The following is a 5,095-nucleotide window of genomic DNA, read 5'->3' as shown; positions in this document are numbered from 1 at the left end:
CCAAAGATGCTACAAAGCAGCCCTGCCCGCTTCAAGCTAGTTTAATCTGACAGTGCCTGGATTTAGGCTATGCGAGCAATCTGATGCGAGTTTTCATTAAGTTGACAGATCCCTAATGGTGGCTTTGTTTTGGTGCATAATATCATCAGCCTTATTGTGGCGACTTATCTGAATAAAAAGCAACGCCCTTTTTTAGTCAGCCGAACTCAGACATAGCCTGAATTAATCCGAACCAAGGATGGTTGCCAAGTCATCCTGAGGTTTTTGGCGCGTTTCCATGTCGAGACCACTCTGAATGTGGTTCAGGTGGGATATTAGAAGCTCTTCGGCCAGTTTTGGGTTTTGGGACTGGATTGCCTTGAGTATATTGCTGTGTTCATCATCAGGGCAACTGGCGTTTTCAGATGATCCAAAGAGGCCAACAATTAATGATGTCCGCGTGACCAACTCACGCATCATGCGGAGAATAAACTTGTTCCCGGTGGCTTGGGCTAATTTTGTATGAAACTCACCTGACAGTCGGATAATTTCGGTACGCTCTTTTTTTTCGCGTGCGATATTTTCTAAAGCAATGTGTTCAGTGAGGATAGTTAGATCAAAATCACCCGATTTTTGCGCCAGTTGCCGCACCAGCGGTGGTTCAATTAACATCCGGGCCGCGAATACATCGCTCGCCTCGGATTTGTTGGGACACGCAATATATGCCCCACGATTTGAATGCAGCTTGATTATGCCCTGACTTGAGAGCAGAAGAAGTGCGCGTCTGACACGCATACGACCTACATTAAAGGTTTCGCACAGGCGCGCTTCATTAAGTTTCGTATTAGGTGCCAAGCGTTGTTCCATAACGGCCTTGTAGATACGTTCAACAATAAAGCTCTCATCTGATCCAGAATTTGAGTCCTTTGTAATTAGGCTGCTGTGTTGAGGGCTGGAAGACACAAGATCACTTTCTGAATTAATTGATTCTAAGACATTAGCCTTCAGCAAACGCTTAAATTTCAACCAATTTAAGGTGAAAAAAGCTTAAACATCAATCTGTTTAAGGGCAAATGTCAGAATTTGTCGACAAGTATGATAACTATGTTGACAAAGATTGTTAACAATCGTGAACTGTTATTGCGGCATTTATGAGAATTCCATCTAACTGCCGGCTGAGAATGGTGCGAAATGTATCAAAATTAATTCAACGGGAGTTAAGAATGCAACGTAGAACAATAATGAAAGCAGCTTTGACAGCGATGACTCTGACTGCGCTTCAAGCAACCACAGCAATTGCAGAGAATACAATTCTAAAAATTGGCTTTGTTGGTGTAACAAGCGGCCCTGCGGCGTCTTGGGGCATCTCCAATCAACGCTCAATGGAAGCGCGTGCCGCCTGGATCAACGAGACCGGCGGTTACACCATTGGTGGCACAACGTATGACATTGAAATTGTGTCTTTTGACGACCAAAAAGACCCCAAACGCGCAATTGCTGGTATGGAAAAGATGGCGCAAGAGGGCATTCACTATGTCGTAGGTCCAAATGTTGATGACGGTGCAGCGGCAGTACGTCCGGTGGCTGAAACCAACGGGATCATGTATTTTCCATATGCGTTCCCAAAGTCACTTTACGAAGCGCCAGCGTCGAACGCCGTTCTGGGCATGGTTGCAAATTATCAATCAGGTCCGGCGATTTACAAATACATGATGGCAGAAAAAGGTGTCAAAACAGTGGCCTTTATTGCAGCCAACGAATCTGATCCACTTAGTCAGCGTGACGGAGGCGTTGAAGCCGCAACAGCACTTGGAATGGAAGTTGTTTCTGCTAACGTTACTTATCAGGTCGACACCACAGATTTCACGCCTGTTCTAACGCCGATCATGCGCACACGCCCAGATTTGTTGGTACTATCGGGCGTATCACCGGCGAATGCGCCACAGTTGATCCGTTCTGCCCGCGAATTGGGGTTTGAGGGTGTAATTTCGACTGAAACTGCTCAAGATGCCGGTGTTCTGGCCGAGGGTGCTGGTGATCTTGCAAATGGATTTGTTTCAGTTGGTGGTGCGTCTACTCCAGAACTCGCTTCACCGATGATGATTGAATTCGTAAAGCGCTACACAGATATGTTTGGCGAATATAATGACGAATCCAACACCAAAGTTTATGCGCTTGAGTATATTCTTGAGACACTGAAGGCTGATCCTTCTGGAATCACGGATGTCGATGCTTTCAAAGCTACAATGGATACTTTTGAAGCACCAAACCCCTACATGAACGGTGATGCGAAACTGCGCTATGTTGGCATGTCGTCCTTTGGTCAAAAGCGTCAAGTTGCGGTTCCGCTTGTGGTCAACGTCTATCAAGATGGAGCGTTTGAGACGCTATTCGTTGCCGAAGTCGACTAAACAATCCCTTCTGCTTTAGGACTTGACCTGAGCAGAGCTTCCCTGGGCCGTATTGGCCCAGGGCTTTTCACGAAAGAAAACCTCTATGGAACAGATACTGGCCAATGGCGTATATCTGGGGGCCCAATACGCGATGATCGCGCTTGGTCTGACCCTAATCTTCGCTCTGATGAACGTACTTAATTTTGCCCATGGGCAAATGTATGTGATTGGTGGCTTTGTCACCTATACATTCTATGGCCAGTGGGGCGTGCCCTTTATTCTGGCACTAGTGATGTCTTGTGTCACGCTTGCCATTCTTGGAGCTCTGATTGAACGGTTTCTTTTCGCGCCAGTCATAAAGGGATCAGCCCGCGAAGAAAGCACGATGCTTTTGGCTGCTGGTATAGCGTTCTTCCTCGATGCGGTGATCCTTCTGGTTTTTGGTGAGAAACAACGGGGTGTCCCAAAGATTATGGATGGAGTATTTAACTACGATTTCCGTTTAATTATGCCTTACGACCGCATTTTGATATGTGTCCTTGCGATTGTGTCGATCGTCTCATTTATCGGTTTGATGCAATATACAAAGACGGGCCGTGCTTTACGCGCCTTGGCCCAAGACCGGACCGCCGCCCAATTGATGGGCGTTAATGTAGACCGGTATTCTATGATTGGTTTTGCACTTGGTGCGATGCTTGCTGGCCTGGTTGGTGGTCTGCTGGTTACGATAACGGGGGTGAACTTGGGTATGGGCGGCGCGACATCAATCAAAGCCTTTATGATGGTCATGATCGGTGGTGCAGGTGTGATTTCTGGCGCGATCTGGGGAGGTATCATCCTCGGCTTCATGGAGGCCATTGGCCTAGCGCTTCTCTATCAGTACGGCGATATTACCTATCTGCTGATCTTCATCTCTTTGATGATCTTCCTAGCCATTAGACCGCAAGGCCTGATGGGCAAGCCGTGGGGTTGATTTGATGCTTAAATTTAGTTTAAAACAATTCGTCGGCGTTGGGGTCTTCTTGGTTATAATCTTTATCGGAGTTCCGCTCATCATCGGCGCAACGGGGCGCTGGGACATTTACTATACCCTTACATCTGTTGCCCTCTTGGCGATAGCTAGCGCCGGGGTCTGGCTGACCTTTTACATTGGCCGGATTAACATTGGACAAGGTGCGTTCGCGCTGATTGGGGCTTATGTTTCGGCTATTCTGGTGGTCAAAGCGGGCTGGTCATTCTGGATTTCGCTGCCTGCGGCTGGCCTATTCGCAGCAGTGGTGGCGATCCTGATTGGCCTGCCAATCCTGCGTCTCCGTGGCGTATATTTCGCTATGATCACGTTGGTTTTAACCCAAGTCGTTACCCTGACAGCCTTGGCGCTGCCCATAACCAATGGTGCGCGGGGTATCTCAAATATTCCTCTGCCCTCAGGCATCTCCGTGTTTGGCATGTCAATCCTGCCTGACTTTGCCGCAATGGAGAACACGAAGTTGGCCTTCTATTACACCGCCTGCATCATCATGATCTTGACGTATGCTGCGCTTTACCGTCTGGTGAATTCACGCCTTGGGCATCTGTGCCGTTCTATGCAGCAGAACGAAGAGCTTGCCAGCTCTATTGGGGTGAATATTTCCTACATTCGAATCGTGATCTTTGCCATTTCTAGCTTCTTTGGTGGGCTTGGTGGAGCCATGTTTGGATCCATAGCGCAGTCAGTCTATCCATCCAGCTTTCAAGTTGCTGACTCAGTCAACTTTATGCTTAATTGCTTCCTTGGTGGCCTTGGTTATGTCTTTGGCCCGATGCTTGGCACACTGGTCCTGTACTTTGGCTGGGACCTGCTGTTCGAGTTCGGCAAGTACCAGATGTTGATCTATTCCACGGTTCTGATCATCATTATTCGTTTTCTTCCCAATGGCCTGTTGAGCATACGATTCAACAAAGGAGGTGACAAATGAACCCGCTCCTTCAAGTCAAGAATGTCACCAAGAAATATGGAGGTCTGACGGCAAACAACGCTATCAGCTTTGATGTGGCCGAGAATGAAATCCTGTCAGTGATAGGACCTAACGGCGCGGGCAAATCCACTCTTTTCAAAATGATAGCATCTTTTACGCCAACGACGTCTGGTGAAGTGATCTATCAAGGCGAGCGTATCTCTAACCTCAAGCCGCATATCGTCGCGCGCAAAGGTGTCGTGCGTACGTTTCAGGAAACCACGATCTTCAAAAGCATGACCGTACGTGAAAGTGTTGTGGTGGCACAGCACTTGCGCGCTAAAGCTTCGCTGGCAGGATATTTTTGGGGATCAAAAACTGCCAAGGGTGATGTGACAGCCTTTGAAAAATACGCAGATGAACTGCTGGAGTTTCTTGGAATGTCCAAGATCACCAATGAGCAGGCCAGCAATCTACCGCAGGGTAGCCTACGAGCCCTTGGTATTGCAATTGGCCTTGCGACGGACCCAAAGGTGCTACTGTTGGACGAACCTTTTGCGGGGATGAACCATGATGAAACCATGAACATGGTAGATTTGGTACGCTCTGTACGAGATGAACGTGGCGTGACAGTCATGCTGGTGGAGCACGATATGCCAGCGGTCATGAATATCTCGGATCGGATTGTGGTGTTGAATTTTGGTGAAAAAATTGCCGAGGGTACCCCGTCCGAAATCCAGAACAATGAAAAAGTCATCGAGGCCTATCTTGGCAGCGTCGACGATG

The 5,095-nt window shown here is 48.0% G+C and carries 5 protein-coding genes; 4 read left to right on the top strand and 1 reads right to left on the bottom strand.

Features of this window, described 5'->3' with window-relative positions:
* Positions 1-222: 222 nt before the first annotated feature.
* Complete coding sequence (locus tag QZ279_RS13395) at positions 223-942, bottom strand: GntR family transcriptional regulator (protein ID WP_293451695.1); 720 nt, start codon at positions 940-942, stop codon at positions 223-225.
* Positions 943-1,202: 260 nt separating this feature from the next.
* On the opposite strand from QZ279_RS13395, the gene QZ279_RS13390 reads away from it, so the two are divergent.
* From QZ279_RS13390 to QZ279_RS13375, 4 genes are all read left to right on the top strand, one after another.
* Entirely contained in the window at positions 1,203-2,390 is a 1,188-nt protein-coding gene (locus QZ279_RS13390) for an ABC transporter substrate-binding protein (RefSeq protein ID WP_293451693.1), read from the top strand.
* Between the two features lie 85 nt (positions 2,391-2,475).
* A complete protein-coding gene (locus QZ279_RS13385) occupies positions 2,476-3,345 on the top strand; it encodes a branched-chain amino acid ABC transporter permease (protein WP_293451691.1) in 870 nt (289 codons plus the stop codon).
* 4 nt (positions 3,346-3,349) lie between these two features.
* Entirely contained in the window at positions 3,350-4,330 is a 981-nt protein-coding gene (locus tag QZ279_RS13380) for a branched-chain amino acid ABC transporter permease (protein ID WP_293451689.1), read from the top strand.
* Positions 4,327-5,095, top strand: a 769-nt coding sequence (locus QZ279_RS13375; protein ID WP_293451687.1) for an ABC transporter ATP-binding protein, incomplete at its 3' end; no start/stop codon positions are given. The genes QZ279_RS13380 and QZ279_RS13375, both read left to right, overlap by 4 nt.

This window comes from Planktotalea sp. (assembly GCF_018607965.1).
Classification (GTDB): domain Bacteria; phylum Pseudomonadota; class Alphaproteobacteria; order Rhodobacterales; family Rhodobacteraceae; genus Planktotalea.
The sequence above is the reverse complement of the archived record's forward strand: the minus strand, read 5'-3'. Positions and strand labels throughout refer to the sequence as shown.